Annotated in this window: 19 protein-coding genes; 12 read left to right on the top strand and 7 right to left on the bottom strand. The window is 43.1% G+C overall.

The genetic code is table 11. The features are described from left to right. Positions 1–7 precede the first annotated feature (7 nt). The 10 genes from Y697_RS14705 to Y697_RS08780 all read left to right on the top strand — a co-directional run bounded on the left by Y697_RS14705 (position 8) and on the right by Y697_RS08780 (position 8,576). The gene (locus Y697_RS14705; RefSeq protein WP_183083766.1) at positions 8–160 is read left to right on the top strand and encodes a hypothetical protein; all 153 of its coding nucleotides are present in this window, start codon (positions 8–10) and stop codon (positions 158–160) included. Between the two features lie 117 nt (positions 161–277). After that, on the top strand, positions 278–1,333 hold the full coding sequence (locus Y697_RS08820; RefSeq protein WP_121551262.1) for a metallophosphoesterase: 1,056 nt from the start codon (positions 278–280) through the stop codon (positions 1,331–1,333). 262 nt (positions 1,334–1,595) lie between these two features. Next, positions 1,596–2,420, top strand: a complete 825-nt coding sequence (locus tag Y697_RS08815; protein ID WP_121551261.1) for a PstS family phosphate ABC transporter substrate-binding protein — start codon at positions 1,596–1,598, stop codon at positions 2,418–2,420. 16 nt (positions 2,421–2,436) lie between these two features. Next, complete coding sequence (gene pstC, locus Y697_RS08810; protein ID WP_121551260.1) at positions 2,437–3,312, top strand: phosphate ABC transporter permease subunit PstC; 876 nt, start codon at positions 2,437–2,439, stop codon at positions 3,310–3,312. Beyond that, positions 3,309–4,145 (top strand): phosphate ABC transporter permease PstA, encoded by an 837-nt coding sequence (gene pstA, locus Y697_RS08805; RefSeq protein WP_121551259.1) that lies wholly within the window; start codon positions 3,309–3,311, stop codon positions 4,143–4,145. Before pstC ends, pstA begins: the two co-directional genes overlap by 4 nt. Before the next feature lies 1 nt (position 4,146). Then, positions 4,147–4,899: a phosphate ABC transporter ATP-binding protein PstB gene (pstB, locus tag Y697_RS08800; RefSeq protein WP_121551258.1), complete on the top strand. Its 753-nt coding sequence runs from the start codon at positions 4,147–4,149 to the stop codon at positions 4,897–4,899. Between the two features lie 15 nt (positions 4,900–4,914). Then, positions 4,915–5,592 carry a phosphate signaling complex protein PhoU gene (gene phoU, locus Y697_RS08795; protein WP_121551257.1) on the top strand — a complete coding sequence of 226 codons (678 nt, stop codon included), beginning with the start codon at positions 4,915–4,917 and terminating at the stop codon, positions 5,590–5,592. Further along, entirely contained in the window at positions 5,589–6,263 is a 675-nt protein-coding gene (locus tag Y697_RS08790; RefSeq protein ID WP_121551256.1) for a response regulator transcription factor, read from the top strand. Before phoU ends, Y697_RS08790 begins: the two co-directional genes overlap by 4 nt. Beyond that, a complete protein-coding gene (locus Y697_RS08785; protein WP_121551255.1) occupies positions 6,260–7,237 on the top strand; it encodes a cell wall metabolism sensor histidine kinase WalK in 978 nt (325 codons plus the stop codon). Before Y697_RS08790 ends, Y697_RS08785 begins: the two co-directional genes overlap by 4 nt. A gap of 184 nt (positions 7,238–7,421) precedes the next feature. Then, complete coding sequence (locus Y697_RS08780) at positions 7,422–8,576, top strand: MEDS domain-containing protein (protein WP_121551254.1); 1,155 nt, start codon at positions 7,422–7,424, stop codon at positions 8,574–8,576. Positions 8,577–8,731: 155 nt separating this feature from the next. Here Y697_RS08780 and Y697_RS08775 read toward each other — a convergent pair whose 3' ends face one another. The 5 genes from Y697_RS08775 to Y697_RS08755 are packed head-to-tail and all read right to left on the bottom strand — an operon-like array spanning position 8,732 to position 14,265. Then, positions 8,732–9,553, bottom strand: coding sequence for a MurR/RpiR family transcriptional regulator (locus tag Y697_RS08775; RefSeq protein WP_121551253.1), 822 nt, complete (start codon positions 9,551–9,553; stop codon positions 8,732–8,734). Next, positions 9,532–10,731 (bottom strand): glycosyltransferase, encoded by a 1,200-nt coding sequence (locus Y697_RS08770; RefSeq protein WP_121551252.1) that lies wholly within the window; start codon positions 10,729–10,731, stop codon positions 9,532–9,534. Before Y697_RS08770 ends, Y697_RS08775 begins: the two co-directional genes overlap by 22 nt. A gap of 11 nt (positions 10,732–10,742) precedes the next feature. Continuing rightward, positions 10,743–12,038 (bottom strand): carbohydrate ABC transporter permease, encoded by a 1,296-nt coding sequence (locus Y697_RS08765; protein WP_121551251.1) that lies wholly within the window; start codon positions 12,036–12,038, stop codon positions 10,743–10,745. After that, on the bottom strand, positions 12,032–12,907 hold the full coding sequence (locus Y697_RS08760; protein WP_121551250.1) for a carbohydrate ABC transporter permease: 876 nt from the start codon (positions 12,905–12,907) through the stop codon (positions 12,032–12,034). The genes Y697_RS08765 and Y697_RS08760 overlap by 7 nt, the downstream gene beginning before the upstream one ends. Positions 12,908–12,963: 56 nt before the next feature. Then, the gene (locus Y697_RS08755) at positions 12,964–14,265 is read right to left on the bottom strand and encodes an ABC transporter substrate-binding protein (protein ID WP_259462413.1); all 1,302 of its coding nucleotides are present in this window, start codon (positions 14,263–14,265) and stop codon (positions 12,964–12,966) included. A 406-nt stretch (positions 14,266–14,671) separates the two neighbouring features. Here Y697_RS08755 and Y697_RS08750 point away from each other — a divergent pair, with 406 nt between their 5' ends. Further along, a complete protein-coding gene (locus Y697_RS08750; protein ID WP_147433194.1) occupies positions 14,672–15,511 on the top strand; it encodes a hypothetical protein in 840 nt (279 codons plus the stop codon). 102 nt (positions 15,512–15,613) lie between these two features. On the opposite strand, the gene Y697_RS08745 is transcribed toward Y697_RS08750, so the two are convergent. Both Y697_RS08745 and Y697_RS08740 read right to left on the bottom strand, forming a co-directional pair. After that, entirely contained in the window at positions 15,614–16,255 is a 642-nt protein-coding gene (locus Y697_RS08745; RefSeq protein ID WP_121551247.1) for a peroxiredoxin, read from the bottom strand. 112 nt (positions 16,256–16,367) lie between these two features. Beyond that, complete coding sequence (locus Y697_RS08740; RefSeq protein ID WP_121551246.1) at positions 16,368–16,691, bottom strand: hypothetical protein; 324 nt, start codon at positions 16,689–16,691, stop codon at positions 16,368–16,370. 257 nt (positions 16,692–16,948) lie between these two features. Between Y697_RS08740 and Y697_RS08735 the strand changes: the two genes are divergently transcribed. Next, a complete protein-coding gene (locus Y697_RS08735; protein ID WP_121551245.1) occupies positions 16,949–17,770 on the top strand; it encodes an aldo/keto reductase in 822 nt (273 codons plus the stop codon). Position 17,771: the final 1 nt, after the last annotated feature.

Below are 17,771 nucleotides of genomic sequence, written 5' to 3'. Positions count from 1 at the left end.
GGTTTCAATGGGCGAGATAGATCAAAGTGGCGGTTCACTCTCACTACTGTATAATTCCATATTCCTCACCTCCGCTCTGAGATTATATCACGATGCAACCAATCACAGTTCCATGATGATCTACAGCTCCTTGGAAGGTCAATCGCCAACTGTAATCTAGTGTTGAAAGGGACTCACAGAAAAATCGGTGGTTAGATGCAACGTGATTTTTCCGTTATAATCTATAATGAACTGATGCAAGCTTGATGACTACAATTGATCAAAGGAGTTGATTGCATTGAAAAAATACATTGTTACCTTTTCCTTGTTCTTACTGATCTTCGCTCAGACATTTTCGGTATACTTGAACGATGTTTCTCAAGACGGAGTTACAGTTAACTGGTTCACCGAAGAGCCTTCTAACTCTTATCTAATCGTCTATGATGGCTCCAATGAGTCGATATTTTCAGAACAGGAGGTAACCCTTCACAGATTCAGAGTATCCGGTCTTCAACCTGGAATGAGTTACGCATATACCGTAAAAAGTGAGAAAGAAGGCGAAGTGATCTACAGGAAAGGCGGTATCCTTACAACAGCTCCTCTCAATAAAACACCGTTTAGCTTCGCAGCCTACGGAGACAGCAGGAGTAATAAAAGCGGTCATCTAGAAGTTGCTCAAGCAATCGCAAATGAAAACGTTCCACTCGTTATTCATACGGGTGATATCGTCTACGGAGACGATCTTATAGAGGAGTGGATTAGTTTCTTTGAAGTCGTCGAAGTTCTGTCAGATTGTGTTTTCTACAGTGCTATTGGGAATCATGAATCAGAAGCATCCAATTACACGAGGTTCTTTGCTTTCCCCGGGAACAAGAGGTATTACAGCTTCTGGTATGGTGATATTTTCTTTGTATGTCTAAACACAAACGAAGCTTTCGACAAATACTCTCAGCAACATGCATGGCTTCTAACACAACTCGAGGAAGCTAAAGAAAAGAACCCCGCATTTGTTATTGTTTACTTCCACCACCCCCCCTACAGTTACGGAGCACATGGCGATCATGTTTACCTGAAACAATACCTAGTTCCTGTGTTCGAAAGCTACAAAGTGGATCTGGTTCTAAATGGCCATGATCACGGATACCAGAGAATCGAGAGAAACGGCGTTACCTACATCGTTACTGCCGGAGGCGGCGCTCCGCTCTATGAAATCGGCTCAGGCGACGGTTTGATAGCCTCCGCAGAGGCACACCACTACATGCTGTTCAACTACACTCTAGATGGATTGACTGTATACGCAAAGACAGAGTCTGGTTTGATACTTGATAGCTTCTACATTTCGAGACGCGATTAACTCTCCTTTAAGGGAATTCACTGAATTTAATATTCTTCAGTTTCAGGTAATATGACCTGTCAATCATCTTTAAGCCTCATCAAAAGACAGTTAAAGATGATTGATTCTCAAGGATTACTTCCGGAGTTCTGATTCGATATCTCTGTAATTGTCTCTCGTATTGCTCTTCAACAATCAGCGAAACTCCTAATAATGGAATAAAACCCCAATAACACCTTCCGTGTATAAACGAACTGTGGAAAAAACTTTAGGAGGTGTAATTTTGAAGAGTTTTGGCATTGTAGTTGTTCTACTCATATTAGTTGGAACGACACTCGGTTCTACACTCGTTATTAAGGGCTCCAACACTGTGTATCCTGTCGCCCAGTTATGGGCCGAAGCTTACAAAGAAATCAATCCAGATGTTGAAATATCGATTGAGGGTGCGGGGTCTTCAACCGGTATCAAAGCCCTGTTCAACGGACAGACGGACATCGCAAATTCCAGTAGATGGATCAAGACTTCTGAGATCGAACAGATGAATCAAGATGGTAAGTACTTCATCCCATTCATCGTTGCTTACGATGGGATAGCAATTGTCGTCAACAAGTCTCTTGAGATTGAAAACATAACCGTTCAACAGCTTTACGATATTTACTCGGGAAAGGTCACCACATGGAATCAGATCGATTCCTCGCTGCCGAAAGTGCGAATCGTACCCATGTCCAGGGACAATGCATCAGGAACATTCGAGTACTTCGTTGAGCACGTGATGAAGGGCGAAAAGTTAGCGCCGCAGGTTCAGCAGCTTGCATCGACGAGAGCAGAAGTTGAACAGGTTATGCAAAATCGCTATGCCATTGGTTATATCGGAATGGGATACATTACCGAAGACGTAAAAGCTCTTACAGTAGAAAATATCGAACCAACCGTGGCTAACGTAAACTCCGGTGCATACCCAATATCTAGGCCACTATTCATGTTTGTTGACGCAACCGATGGGTTGCCTACAGGTATCATAGGTGAATTTCTGAGATTCGCTCTCTCTCCGGAAGGTCAGTCAGCGGTTCTCAGTGTGGGCTATGTAAACGCTTACGGTATGAAGTAGGAACGGATGAAGCGAGTTGAGTAGGAAGAGAATTGACCTTTTCTCAAGACTGTCAGTAACTGTCGCTGCCCTACTAACAATGGTTATTCTGTTCGGAATATTCTTCTTTCTAATATCTGACGGCGTAAAAGTCTTTGGAAAGATATCATTAAAAGACTTTTTCCTCAGTACTCGCTGGTACCCAACATACGAGGATGCCGAGTATGGCATCCTCGCTCTCCTGTCAGGGACTCTTGCAGTCACAGGACTTACCTTGCTTGTCTCTATTCCGCTGGGGTTCATATCCGCAATTTTCCTTGCAGAGTTCAGTAACAGGAAGACTCACGATTTCCTGAAGTACGTTTTTGAGCTTACGGCAGGAATACCTTCTGTAGTACTGGGAAGTTTCGGTCTGAAGTATATATCAAGATGGTTGATGGAACTATTTCCGATGAAAGTGTGGACCGGACTGAATATTCTAAACGCCTCTTTGATGCTTTCTGTTCTTGCAATGCCTTATTTCGTCACGCTGATTGAAGATGCGTTGAAGGCCGTTCCAGTAGATCAGAAAGAAGCCTCTCTGGCGCTCGGTGCCAATATGACCTCAACTCTTTTCAGGGTACTAATTCCACAGGCCAGAAGTGGAATTCTCAACGCAATCATTCTTGGAACGAATAGAATAATTGGAGAGACGATGGTGGTTTTAATGATTGCAGGGGGTGCAACCATGATTCCACAATCGATCTTCGATCCGGTAAGACCCCTAACAGCTGCAATAGCAGGTGAAATGGGAGAAGTGGAGCTTGCAAGTACTCATTACTTCGCCCTCTTCATGATAGGAGTAGTCCTTCTGACGATTTCTCTTATCTTCACAGTTACAGCAATGCGCTTGAAGAGAGGAATGAAAAGATGACAATTGATCGAATTGCGAAGATAGTTTTTGGAATCATATCCTATCTTCTGGTGGCCATAATTCTTCTGATCGTCGGGTTCCTCATATTATCAGGTCTGGATGATATAAACCTTGAGTTTCTGACTTCATTTCCAAGAAACTCAATGACTGAGGGTGGAATCTGGCCTTCAATATTGGGGACTGCCTATTTCCTGTTGATAGCTCTTCTTTTCTCGGTACCCGTTGGGATTCTCGCAGCAGTATACCTTAGTGAATATAGTAAAGAGAATCGTCTGCAACGTCTAGTGCTGACGGCAAACAATATTCTTGCAGGAATACCTTCAGTCGTCTTTGGAATGTTCGGTTTATCACTTTTCTCAATCACATTTGGATTCGGAACTTCAGTTATTTCAGGAGGCCTGACACTCGGAATTATGTCCCTTCCGTACATAATTTCCAATACTCATGAGAGTCTTGTAGCAGTTCCGAAATCATATAGAGAAGCATCAATGGCCTTGGGTGCCAACAAAGCTGAAACAACCTTCAAAATTGTTATACCGGCATCCTCTTCAAGAATACTTACCGGAGTAATCATAGCAATTGGAAGAATAATTGGTGAGACCGCGCCGTTGCTTTTCACAGGAGCTGCATTTTATATAACCAGGAATCCTACTAGTCCTTTTGAACCGGCGATGGCTCTTCCTACTCATATTTTCGTGCTATCCGCTATATATCCTGACAATGTAACTCCAAAGTTGGAGGGAAGCATATCCGTTCTCTTGATCATCGTAGTGGCACTGTTCATGTCGGTTGCAATCAGAAGAAGAAGGGAATCTCGGAAGATGGAGGGATGAGATGACTGAACCAATATTCAAGATAGAAAACCTAAATGTCTTCTATGGCGAGAAGCATGCTCTTAAAGAAGTCACCTGTGATATACCTCAGAGAAAGGTAACTGCAGTGGTAGGTCCATCAGGCTGTGGAAAATCGACCTTTCTGAAAGTTTTAAACCGAATGAATGACTTAATTCCTTCATACAGGCATACCGGTTCTGTCAAGCTCTTAGGCAATGAAATTCTCGACATGGATCCTGTATTACTCAGGAAGCATATCGGGATGGTATTTCAGAAGCCAAACCCTTTTCCAAAGACAATACAGGAAAACGTCACTTATGGGCCAAGAATTCATGGCATAAAGAACCGCCAAGTTCTGCGTGAAATAACCGAGAAATCACTAAGACAAGCTGCTCTATGGGACGAAGTCAAAGATGAACTGAAGAAGAATGCAACAAATCTGTCGGGAGGTCAGCAACAAAGACTCTGCATAGCAAGGGCTCTTTCTGTAGAACCCGACGTCCTCCTTTTGGACGAGCCGACGAGTGCTCTTGACCCTATTGCTACTCAGAGAATAGAAACGTTAATAGAAGAACTCTCTGAAAAGTATACTATTGTTATAGTAACCCATAATTTGCAGCAGGCGCTGAGGATCTCGGATTATGTTATGTTCTTTTATGTTGGAGAGTTAGTAGAGTTTGATACGACGGAAAAGATTACTTCAAATCCCAAGGATCAAAGGACAAGCGACTATCTGAGAGGAATCTTTAGTTGACGGGAGTTGGTTCTGATGACACCAGAGAGACAAAGACATCTTGAAGCAGGCTTCAACAGGCTCAAATCAATGCTTTCAGACATGATGGAGAACGTAAGATCTAGTATTCAGAGAGCCATCGATGCGCTGGACAGACTTGATGGCGACCTTGCAAGAACTGTTATCGAAAATGATGAAGTTATTGACGACTTGCAGAGAAAAATGGATACGGAAATCTGCAATTACATTGGCCGATTTCAGCCTCTGGCAGAAGACCTCAGGTATGTTCTGACAATGATGAAGTTGGCTACTGATCTCGAAAGAATTGGCGATCTTGCTGTAAACATTGCTGAAGTCGCAGTTAGATACGAGAACCAGACTTTGGTCAAGCCCCTCATACACATAAAGAAGATGACTGCCGTTGTGGAAAAGATGTTGGAAGAGGTAATTGATGCTTATTACAACAAGGATACGGAAGCAGCCAAGAGAGTGTGGAATGAGGACAGTAAGGTTGATGAATACTATCTGTATATCAAGAGTGAAGTGAGAGACAAGTTGATAAGCATGTCTGACTCCGGCGCAATTGGTCAGCTTCTTGACCTCCTGCTAGTATCAAGGTTTCTGGAAAGAGCCGGCGACCACGCGACGAATATTGCTGAAGAGATCTACTACATAGAAAAGGGTGAGAGTCTTAAGGAGGAAATGCGACGTTGAAGGTATTGATTGTTGATGACGATCTCGATATTCTGAATATTGTCAGGACGGCTTGTGAGAGCGAAAGCATGGAGACTTCAGCCGCTGCAAATGCAGAAGAGCTTTGGACGGTTCTGCGCGCGGGAAAACCAGACGTCATACTTCTCGACATTATGCTGCCAGACGCAAATGGTCTTGACCTGGTTAAGAAAATCCGGATGAAGTATTCCAGAATTCCAATAATATTCTTGACCGCAAGAAAATCTGACCTCGACATGATTCTCGGACTTGAGCTTGGCGCAGATGATTATGTCACTAAACCTTTTAACCCAAGAGCTTTGGTAGCAAGAATCAAAGCTGTAATGAGAAGAAGCGAGATATCTGGCACTCTTGAAGAAACGTTGACGATAGGCGATGCGATTGTGAATTTAAAATCGTATACAGTGACCAGAAATGGAAAGTCAGAAGAGCTGACGAGGCGAGAATTCGAATTGCTTAAGTTACTCGCAGAAAACCCTGCGAGAGTCTTCACTAGAGAAGAGTTGCTGGACAAAGTATGGGGAATTGATTTCTTTGGAGACTTCAGAACGGTGGATGTTCATATAAGCAAATTGAGGGAGAAGGTTGGAGAAGGTTTTATAAAAACAGTGAGAGGCGTTGGCTACAAATTTGTCCTTGGAGAACAGAAGTGAACAAATCGTTGCTCGATGAGCTAAGCGAGGGGATCATGATAGTCGATGAGGGCCTTGTGATTTCATACGCGAACTCATCTGCGAAAAAAATGTTGGGCGAAATTGAAGGGTTGGCTCTCCCGGACGCTCTTCATGTTCAAGGCATTTCGAAGATCGTCGATAGTCTCATCTCAGGGCTTCATCATAGTACAGATACTGTTTTTGTAAGAGACGAGATCACTCACTATTTAAGAATAAAGGTCTCTCCACCATATATAATTGCTAAAAATATCACAAGCGAGAAGCTGTTCGAGAGTGCCAAGATGGATTTCGTCAATTCAATCGTTCATGAATTTTCGACACCGCTAGCAGTAATAAACGGCTACGTCCAGCTGCTTATGGACAGGAACAGTGAACTGCCCACCGATGTCTCTGAGACAATCGATAGAATATCCAGATCAACAGGAAGACTTTCAAGACTCGTCGAAGAGCTTGGCATACTATCTAACCTCGAACTGCAGAACTACAGAGTGAAAGTCGAAACAGTAAATCTAAGAGAGCTTGTAGATGAAGCCATAGGCGACCTTCAAGCCAAATGGAATCGGAAGAGACTCGAGATCATCACAACTGTGTCGCCGGATACTTACGCGGCCGTTGACTCTATGCTCCTTTTCAGAGTAATATCCAACCTCATCTCGAATGCTGTCAAGTATTCGAGTGTTGGGGATACAATTAACGTGGTTTCTCGTGAAGAAGAGTCTAATATCTACATCTCCGTTAAGGATTATGGAATAGGCATTAAGAGCGACGAACTCCCCAGAATATTCGAAAGATTCTATCGAGCGAGCAACGCGAGGACATCGGGATCGTCTGGTCTTGGACTGGGGCTATCTCTGGTCAAGCACGCTCTAAATCTAATTAATGGAACGATAGACGTCAGGTCAAGATATATGATGGGAACAACTGTAACCATCACTTTTCCCAAGAACATGTAAGTGTATAGTCTTCAAGACTTCAAGATTTCTGATTTTCCACGTGCAACCGACTAATAGTCCTTGCAGAAGGTCTCTCGGTGATTTCCTCAAACAAGTGTGTTGCTTAGACGGATTTTGCACATGCTATAATTTAGGAAAGTGTTCATTCAGACCAAATTCGAACTCATTATTGGAGTTGTTGCTAATGAAATTCGGATCTCACAGTATTGCTTTATATAACAACAATGAAGCCTTCAGAGTTGTGCTTGACTCCATTTTGGGCGAAGGTCTGTCGAATAACGTCAAGATCCTCTGTCTGGGGGCCGAATCGGAATTCAGAGTTTTGAAGAAAACCCTTCTTGACAGAGAAAGCAGTATCGACGAATTGCTGGAAGCGAAGTCTTTGGAACTTGTGGAAACAACTCAATCGTACCTAAGACAAGGGACTTTCGATCCAAATGGCTCTATCATGTTTCTTGAAAAGGCGGTAATGAATGCTCTAAAAGAAGGATTCGAAGGCCTTTACGTGGCAGGAACTGGCACTCCGATCCTCGAATCGGGAGCAAGGATTGAAAGGCTTCTTGAGTACGAAGCATCCGTCAATGACTTGGTCGAAGAATTACCATTGGGGGCAACCTGTCTATACGATACAGCAAGAATGGACCGAAAGAATGTTCTTGAGATCTCTAGGCTTCATCCATACGTTTATCGAATGGGGGAGTTTTCAATGAATGATGATTACTGCACCGCTCCTGATAGAGCTATAGGGTTCGATATTGCCAGCCGTCTTGATATCTGCAGGGGGACCGCCGATTCGCTGCTACAGATGTTCAAAATCAAGAGCATCTATGTGGAAGCACATGAGGATAATGTCTCAAGGCTTGCGGTGGCTATAGCCGATGAGATGGGTCTTGACTCCTTTACAAAAACCTGTATAGAAATGGCAGGAAAGATTCACGATGTTGGCATGATTTCACTGTTTCTTGATATGATTAGCAGGCCAGGCCCTCTCCAAAGTTTTGAGTGGAAGCTTCTTCAAGAACATCCAAGAACCGGATTCGAACTTACCAAAGGCGTTCCATTTCCGGACAAAGTCTCAAATGCGATTCTTCAACATCACGAAAGGATGGACGGCTCGGGATATCCAAATGGTTTAACTGGCTCGGAAATAAGTCTTGAAGGATGTATTCTTGCAGTATCAGAGGTAGTTTCAGCAATGAGCTTCTATAGACCCTACAGGACCACCCACGGAGTGAAGTTTGCTCTTGCTGAAATCGTGAAGAACAGTGGATCTCTTTATCATGCCGACGTAGTAGAGTCTTGTCTCACCGTTTTCAGAAAGGGCTTTTCTTTTGGGTAGAACTCCACAAATTCCCGAAAAGCAGTACCTTCAACAGTTCGTAAATTAAATCTAGTGCCTGCTACGCAAGTCAGATCTACTAATATCTGCAATTCGTAGTCCGTACAAACCAATTCTTCACCTACTACAAAACGACACTCCTCATAATAACTAGTTCAGATGTATCTCTTCTTATCAAGTGTTCTATCGACTTTTTCCAGTGTCTGCATTGTTCCGTTTCGAAGCCTTATCGACTTCTCGAGCAAGAGTTGAATCACAGCAAGCTGGCATACTCTTGGTTGAAGAAGTGGTATCCCAGTCTCATGCCCTCCCTGGGCAACATAGACCGTCTCAGTAGAAACGCTGACAATTCTTGATCCGATCCCACCCGTAATCGCTACAGTATATGCTCCAGAATCAGAGGCTACTTCGATTGACTTGACCGTATCTCTGATATTTCCGCTGGCAGAAATCCCAAAAACAATGTCGCCTTTGTTCAAAGAAACGGCCGTCATTATTTGTAAATGAGGATCAGTATAGAAAGCTGTTGAAAAGCCCGCCCTCATGAAGAGAGTGGCTCCAAATTCCGCCACTATTCCGCTAGAAGCCACTCCGAAGAATATTAGCCTGCTTGCCTTCACAATTCTACTTGCGATTCTGTCAAGCTGGACTTCGTCAATTAGATGATTCTGCTGATTCAGTGCTTCAATAAGATCTGAAATTAACTTGTTCTTGTCGGCAGAAATCGATGGAGTTTCACTCGAAAGCTCTCTTGCCAGTTGGATCTTGAAAGCCTGGTAGCCATTGAAACTCAACTTTTTTGATAATCTGAAGATAGTGGTCTCACTGGTCCCGGCAAGTACTGAAAGCTCGCTAATTGAATGGTGAATCACATCATCCGGAAAATCGATAATGTACTTCGCAGCCTTCTTCTCAGCTGGATTTAATCCTTTTATCATCGCTTTGAGTTTCTCTGTTATTCTGAACTCTTCTCCCATATTGACATCAACTCATCCTTTGCGCTCACAAACTTCTCAAGGAGTCTGTCGGTTTCCTTTTCGGCATCCTCTTGAGTCTTTTCCTCAGTTCTCGAAACAAAACTCGCAACTCTCCCAAAATAAAGAGGAACGAGCAACTCAATTAATCTCTTCCTAAGTGCAACATTTCTGTATCTTGAAGCAATCCTGTATATGATTCTAACCCATAGATCATCATCAATCATCGCGCTGGCTTTTCCAAGAAGGAACAGCTCATGAGAAATTCCCGATCCAAGGATCTCCCCAATAAAGGCCTCTTGCTCTTTAATGCCCTCATAACACTTGAGAATCATATTCCCCAAATCGACTTCTACCGATTCTGGAACTCCAGCTGCCACTTCACCATAGATTGGCGATTCAGAGTAAACTGTCACCGCTCTCCAGAAATCTTCATACCTCTGCATTAGGGAAAACAGAGTGCCGACGACTTCTCTGAACATATTTCCAAGCTGCTTGCCTGGATCCTTCACGTCATGAATTTTCGTACCTAAAGCTGCCTGGTATATACTCCCTCTCGCCTCATTGATTGCAGAAGTGGTCATCCAGATATCGATTCCAAACCTGGAAACGTCGGATTTCCACGTCTCCTCAGATACGGAGGTGTAATAGTCAAGCATTTCTCTGCCTACACCGAAATCTCCTCCAATAGGTTGTCTTATCTTCTTTCCGTAAAGGGTCGTTGTGAGAGGGTAGCATATGCTGTTGGTTATCGTTCCGTCGTACTTGTGTCGTATGTAGTAAGGGGTAACGTACGCGGCATTCTTTTCAAAAATCGGCCGGGCAAGTCTATCTATCCAAAAAGGTTCTACGCTTCTTAAATCCGAGTCGAGAAATACTACTGCCTGAGCATCGAGAGTGAGGGCTTTCTCCATTATCGATCTCATTGCGCTTCCCTTTCCGGAGATCCCCCGGTATCTGAAAGACAGCAGATCCGTTCCATTACTGGAAGCTGAATAGAAAACCTTTTCCGTATTGTCCGTCGATCCTCCGTCTGAATTGATGATACACCCTCTCAACGATGGGAAAAACTGACCAAGACCTTTTGCTGCTGTCTCGACAACGTATTTGATAGTATTCGAGTTGTTAAAACTAGGTATTCCGATTACTATGTCATATGATTTGTGATTCAGTCCAGGCATATTTCCACCTCCTATTCTTTGACACCTCCGGCAGTAAATCCGCTTGTCAGATACTTCTGCATAAGACTGAAGATAAATATGATTGGGATTGCCGAAACTACTGAAGCTGCCATCAGCCTTCCCCACACTGCATGAGCCGAACCGGAAAACGCATTCAACCCAATTGGAAGAGTGAAGAGATCCTTATAGGATTTTAGGCCAAGGAAGGCAGATGCAAACAAGTATTCGTTCCATCCAATCATAAAGGCATAGATATATACTGTGACAATTGCTGGAAGAGAGAGCGGAATAACAATCTTGAAGATCGCCTGCACTCTGGAACACCCATCAATGATTGCCGCTTCCTCAATTGAAAATGGTATTGTTCTGAAGTAATTTCCCAACATGTAAAGGGAGACCGGAAGAGTCTGAATCACATATACCATAATCAAATACATACCCGTCCCTAGAGGAGAGGAAAGGATTCCAAGTTTCACCGCCATCTGATAAAGAGGGACCATTATTACGGTGCCGCCGAATAGATACACGAAAAGAACCGATCGCTGGACTGGTCCCCTTCCCTTGAATCTAAGTCTTGAAAAGGCATAAGCGCCAAGAATCGCAACGAAGAGACTTATCAAGGCGGAAGTTCCCGCAAAAATCAGAGAGTTCCTCAGATACTTCAGGAAGGGAAATTCGCTTGCCCTTTCTTCTAGAATTTTCGTTTTTTGATCTTCGTAAGATTTTAGCTGAGCCTTTGCGTTTTCGAAACCGAAAATCAGTGATTCCTCCGTCAGCGCATTCTCAATCTCAGTTCTCAGATCTGTAAATCGCTTGATATCGTTTACACTGAATATTGACTCCATATTCTCTTCAATGGTCTTGGCCTCTTCTGTGCCGGGAATTAGGGAGTTTTCTACAAACTCTTCCCTATTTTCGACCTCAAGTCCGCTGAAGTCAATTACGAGATCTACGATGTCTCTGAGTTCTTTCTCTTTAGCCTTCAGCTGAACGTCACGAACATATTGAGTATATGCTTCAAGCGAGGCTGTTCTTTTCTTCAACTCATCTATCCTCTTCAATACAGGTTCTAGATTCGCTCGTATTATCTCGTCGCCGAAAAACTCCGTTTCGCTGCTCTGAATGAGCCCAAATATCTCCAGATAGTTCCTTACTGTGAAATCGGAAAATGTTAGCTTATTTGGATCATAGTCTGCTTTAAGAGATACATGAACCATGAAATAGAAGGGAATTAGAATAAAGAAACAGATTGTGAGAATTCCAAGAACAAACATTATTCTTCTGAAAGGTGTCTTCTTCTTTACCATTTCAACACCTTCTTGACGTATGCGGTTATCAATCCGAGCATGACGACCATGAGAATTGTTGCAATTGCAGCCGCTACTCCATACTCAGGTGAAGTTGTGCCTATAACCCTTTCATAAATAAATATCGGAAGAGTACCGGCTCTTTTGCTTATCAAATATACCTCGTCGAACTTGTAGAAGTTCCAAATTCCTCTCATAAGAGCCACTGCTCCCATAACGAAGAAGAGCTCGGGAAGAGTGATATTCGTAAACTTCTGCCAAGCTGTTGCTCCATCTATCTCCGCTGCCTCGTAGTAATCCTCGGGAATTGATTGGAGCCTTGACAAAAGCATCAAGTAAACGAAGGGGAAGTTACGCCAAATGTTGAAGATAGATGCTACGAGGAATGCATTGTTTGAGTTGTTAAGAAGATCGAGTTGAGGGGAAACCCATCCGAGAGTCTGACTAAAAAGCTGCATGAAGGGGCCATAGCTGGGATCAAAGATATACTTCCAGGAGAAAACAATCGAGATCAGGGGAGTAATGTATGGAAGCAAGATGATTGTTCTTACTATTGCTCTTCCCTTGAACTCTTTGTTCAACATTAGTGCAACTCCAAGACCCAACAGTATACTCCCAAAAACTGTTATTAGGGTGAATCCAACAGTTATGAAGAACGACTTCCAGAATGCACCATCTTTGAAAACTCTGATGTAGTTCTCCAGTCCAACAAACGTGGAACTCGTAATCCCGTAGTCGAAAAATGAAATGTATATGTTGTAAGCAACTGGATACAGTATGAGTATCATCAAAAGAATAACCGTTGGTGATACCAGTTTCCAACCCAAACTGTTTTCTTTCCTCAAAATGGAAGAGGTAACTTGCTGCATGAAATCTACCTCCAAAAAAGGAAGGCCCCGGCTCCGGGGCCTTCTCTGTCAGATGTTTATCTGCCTATCAGCTTTCTTATGTCCTCTCTCCAGAAAGTCAGAACTTGATCGGGAGTTGCGTTGTTATCGAACATCATAACGATTCCATTTCCAATTGTGAAGGCTCCAGATATCTTTCCCATCTCAGGGAAGACCTTCCCTTCAACGTAACCGAACTTCTCAATATTCTCCATTCCATAAATGATTGCCTTGATCTTTTCTGCGCCGTAGCTCCTGTAAATCCCCTTCGGATCATTGAGGAATTCTTCACTTTCAGCTGTGGAAGACCTTGTTGGAAGCATTCCACCGGGAGCCATATGTATGTACTTAATGTAGTTGTCAGGCTCGAACATGAAATCGAGGAGTTTGAGAACATCAAGCTTGTTCTGGGAAGACTTAACAACGGCAAGTGACAAGACCTGTCCAAAGGAGGAAGATCTACTATTTGTCATCATTGGAGCAAATTCGGTGTTCCTAACGAGATCAGGATCAAAATCACTAATGTACTGAGTCTGAATTTCGGCCAGAGCTAGATCGTCCATGACATAAGTGGAGTAGAACATCATTGGGGTTTTGCCTGCCAGGAACAGCTCTCTTGCTTGCTGCCAATATGTATGTCCTGGAGCCGAGTATGCGCCTAGGTCCTTGTAGTACTGAAGCACTTCCTTCATTTCTGGGGAATTTACTATAACATTTCCATCCTTATCAAAAATCCTTGCTCCATTTGACAAAGCGAAAATCGTGAATACCTGTTCGGCATATGCGTCGTTTGTTTTTCCAAGAACAATTCCATACATCCCATTCTGTGGATCATGGAAGTGCTCAGCAGCCTCCATTATTGCTTCCCACGTCGTCGGTTCAGATAGTCCCTCTTCTTCAAACCAATCTTTTCTGTACCAGATTCCCTGAACCCATCCATGATAAGGAACCGCGAAGTACTGATCTCCAGACGGCGTAATAACGAATCTTGTGGCCCCGTTGTAGAAGTCTCCGGCATTATTAATGAATCTAGTCGGAATCGCCGTATCGAGAAGACCATCCGCTCCGAGACCAAGAATAGTCTCAGCGCCCGCTTCAATTATATCCGGAAGTGTATCTGCAGCGGAGGCTGCGGCAAGTTTTGAGAACATCTCATTCTCTTCGATCGCCACCACTTCAACTTCGATTCCAGTTTCAATTGTGAACGACTCGATTATTTGGGAAATAACCTGCTGCCTTGATTCTTCTTCTTGAGTATGCCAATAGACAAGCTTTCCAGTCATTGTTACCGAAAGCATCAAAACAAGAAATACCACAAAGAAAATTTTTTTCACTGTCATCACCTCCGAAGGAAATTTTTTTCTTCCATATCATAGCAGATAACTTCACGTTTTCCAAAGACCCGTCAAGATTGCTTAGCTGCGATTATCACTCTTCAGACACTTTTATTTACGATTATTGGTTCATACCATTCACAAATACAAGATAGTATATAGTTATCTTTTGCAATGAAGCCGTACTAAAGATAATAAAGTGAGATAATTTCCCTCTACTGGATTCATTTAATCGTGAACAACAGTAAGCTCTTCGGCCAAAGGTTCCTATTGATCGCCATTGGCAGCTTCGTTTATCATCTTTCACTTTCTTGTGACCAGTTAAGAGTGTCCAAGATCATTTGGAGTTAGTGATTAGAGGAATATACTTGATTCAATGAGGTCTTCCATGACTTCGATTGGAGATGATAAAATGAAAAGAATCGCAATCTTGATAATGTTCTCTGCTCTCGTTTTGATATTGACTTCCTGTTTTCCCGGTTCATTCCCAAGAGTGCCAAAAACCCTTCTCATAGATGACTCCCATAATAACAGAATCGATGATGACGCCTCTGTCGAACTGTCGAAGCTGATTAAGGCTTTCGAAGATAAGGGGTATACAGTTGATCTTTCATCAGAGACGGGATTCTCTCCTGAAGGGTACGGCATCGCTCTTGTTCTAGCACCACAATCGTCTTACTCGGTCAATGAGATGAGCGGGCTGGCCACACTCTTGAGCAGGGGCGGAAAAGTGTTGTTATTGGGAGAGTATTATCCGTACTACGACAATGCTCCAATTAATGCCATAGCCTCTTATCTCGAAGTAGGAATCCAATTCAACAATAATCTTCTCCATGACAGTACGAACAATTATGATAACGAGGAAATCTGGGTCACAACTACCAAATTCAACGCTCACCCTTTGACTGCCGGTCTAAGTAAGATAGTATTGATAGCCGGAGCAACCTTGAATACGTCCGGAGAGGCTCAAACAATTGCATATGCTGAACCAACCTCATATGTCCCTCTAAATGTTGCCGCCATTGAATCTTTGTCCGGTGTGGTCGCAGGAAGCGGTTCTTCGTTAACTGAATTCTCTAAGCAAGTTACTATAGTAGTTCCGCTTGTAGCTGCGGCTTCAGTCGGTTCAGGAAAGGTTGTAGCGATTGGAGATATTAATCTCTTTTCAGACGATATATGGGAATATATCTCCGGAGATTTTATTGATCTATTTGATAACAGGAAGTTGCTGAATAACATCATCGACTGGTAGGAGAACACCTCCTCATTAAGATGAAGAGTTACAGTTACTTACATTGCAAACAAAGCGGGCTTGCACCCGCTTTGCTTCTAGTATTGTACGCTATTTGGACTATCAAAGGCTCTTATGACAGAACCACCAATCGTAGCAGCCTTCCTTACCCTTTCTCTCCTCAGCCGTCTTCACGTCTGATGCAGGAGGAATTATTACGTGATCTCCAATAATTTCGTTGTTGGGCCAATCTGCAGGAATTGCCACTCCATTCTTATCGGCGACCTGGAATCCCTTAATCATTCTCAAGATTTCGTCCATGTTTCTTCCAAGTTCTTGCGGATAGTAAAGAATTGCTCTTATCTTTCCCTTGGGATCAACAATGAACACTGCCCTGACTGTGTTTGTACCCTTCGCTGGGTGAATCAAGCCTAGCGTCATTCCTACTTCTCCCATTTCATCTGCAATAATTGGGAATTCAATCTTGACACCTAGCTTTTCTTCTATCCATTCAGTCCATTTAATGTGGGAGAATACCTGGTCAACACTCAAGCCGATGAGCTCACAATTGAGTTCTCTGAATTTATCATATCTCTTCTGGAATCCTACGAACTCAGTAGTGCAGACTGGTGTGAAATCTCCTGGATGACTAAAGAGAACGAACCACTTTCCTTTGTATGCTTCCGGCAGAGTCACAACCCCGTGAGTTGTCTTAACTTTCATTTCTGGAAAATCTTCACCGATCAATGGAATTCTCTTTTCCATAAAGCACCTCCATAATTAGAACCGTTATTATTAGCTACGAAATCATTATACTTTTATCTTTTTGATTTGTCAACCAAACAAAAAGAGGGCCACAGGCCCTCTTTTTATGTCTTTAACAGAGTAGATAAGGTGTTTCTTCACCATCTGGATAGATGTATGAACTAACCACTCTGTAATCAGGGAAACTTGTTTCCAGCGCTCTTGAGATCAATGAAAGGTACTCGTTGATCCGTGGCACTACTTCTTCGAAAGAACAGGACCCTTTGAGAGCCATGATTTGTACTTCAATAGTATCTTCCGTCTCGGCTCTCATATTGAGCGTGTCACCTTGGGCTCCCAGAAGCAACTTTTTTGAGAGCGTCTCAAGTATCATTTTCAAAGCCTCTGTGGATCTACTTTCAGACACAGCATACCTCAAATCGCACACAATGTACATGGCGCTCCCTCCTTCGTCTGGTTTCTCTGATTCCGTTAACAACTAACATAGGAAGGTACCAGATGTAGATCCTGATTTCTGGAAAAGCCGTTTTTGAATGACCATTAAGAACTGTTTTTGCAGAGTGATCAGCCCGTTCGTTTAATTATACCTCAAACCACAACTACCCTGCATTAGCCGAGAACAGATGGGAATGCTTAACCAGCTATAATCTTTCGAATTATTAAGGTAGAATCTTGTAGACAGGGGTGATTAAGATGATATTTAGAACTCTCGGTAGCAGAGGAGCAGAGATTCCTGCTGTTGGACTTGGAACCTGGGAAGTAGGAGGAAGAGATACCCCCGACAAATCCAGAGACAGGGAACATATTGAGACTATTTCAAGAGCAATTGAAATGGGTTACACACACATCGATACGGCTGAATACTATGGTGGAGGCCATACTGAAGAACTAATCGGAGAAGCAATATCCATCTTCAGTAGAGAGGAGTTGTTTATTACATCTAAGGTCTGGCCCAGCCATTTGCAGAGAGCCGCACTCCATGAAGCACTAGACGGCACACTCCAAAGACTTAGAACTGACTACCTGGATCTCTACTTGATTCACTGGCCTAATCCCGATGTTACTCTTGAAGAAACGCTTTCAGCTATGAGTGACGAAGTCCAGAACGGTAGAGTTAGATTCATTGGTGTATCCAATTTTGATACGTCTCTGTTGAAGGAGGCTGTTGCCGTTTCGCGAGAACCGATTGTCAACAATCAGGTTCTTTTTAACATCGACGACAGACTCGCAATGAATGAACTTCTTCCCTACTGCCAGAATCAGGGAATAACAGTGACGGCATATTCTCCACTGAGAAGAAATGCTGTGAAGACCTCAACCGAAAAACTGCTCAAGGATCTTGCCAGTAAATACTCGGCTTCCATTCAACAAATAATGCTCTCATGGCTACTGGGGAAAGATGGAGTAGTAGTAATCCCAAAGGCATCGAAGCTGGAACACCTTAGATCCAATCTCGAAGCAGCAAGCATTGTCCTCGATCAAGTCGATGTAAGAATGCTTGATTCGCTCAAATAAG

Origin of the sequence: Mesotoga sp. BH458_6_3_2_1, assembly GCF_003664995.1 — a bacterium.
GTDB lineage: Bacteria > Thermotogota > Thermotogae > Petrotogales > Kosmotogaceae > Mesotoga.
This window is presented reverse-complemented; position numbering and strand designations above follow the sequence as displayed.